Origin of the sequence: Xenorhabdus indica, assembly GCF_014467235.1 — a bacterium.
In the GTDB taxonomy this organism is placed as follows: domain Bacteria; phylum Pseudomonadota; class Gammaproteobacteria; order Enterobacterales; family Enterobacteriaceae; genus Xenorhabdus; species Xenorhabdus indica.
In genome coordinates this window covers 1-454 of record NZ_NKHP01000123.1, presented here as the reverse complement: position 1 = coordinate 454, position 454 = coordinate 1, and the positions used below count along the sequence as shown (strand labels likewise).

Genomic DNA, 454 nt, shown 5'->3' with positions numbered 1-454 from the left:
AGCTAACCCATCCAAATAAAATTGATTATTGCCGTACCACGTGCTTGTTGTGCCTATTGTGTAACCCTGCGCACGAATGTTACCTGCACCATGCACAGAGCCTGCATCAGCATTAATATTCGAATATTGCAGGAAAACACCGCCTGCCGCTGAACCCTGGTCATTTTCATAAAAGTGCCTGTCTATGCCGATTTGAGCACGGGTCATATTATAGGTGATGGCGCCAGCACCCGATGTAGAGACACGTGGCGATAATTTACCGTAAGAAGCGGTCATACGTCCCCATACCCCATTGGGTATCTGGCGTGTACTCTCGTTAGTGTTGTACTCACTAGCAGTATTTCTGAAATCATCCATGTCAATCGGCTTGCGCTTACGTCTGCCGATCCGGTCACGCAAGGACGCTGGCGTATTCAGCGTCTGTAAAACTCGTCCGTAAGCCTCGTAAACACTC

The 454-nt window shown here is 48.7% G+C and carries 1 protein-coding gene; it reads right to left on the bottom strand.

From position 1 onward, the window contains the following. Window positions 1-454: autotransporter outer membrane beta-barrel domain-containing protein (locus tag Xind_RS25510; RefSeq protein ID WP_187650976.1), on the bottom strand; the 454-nt coding region annotated here is incomplete at both ends.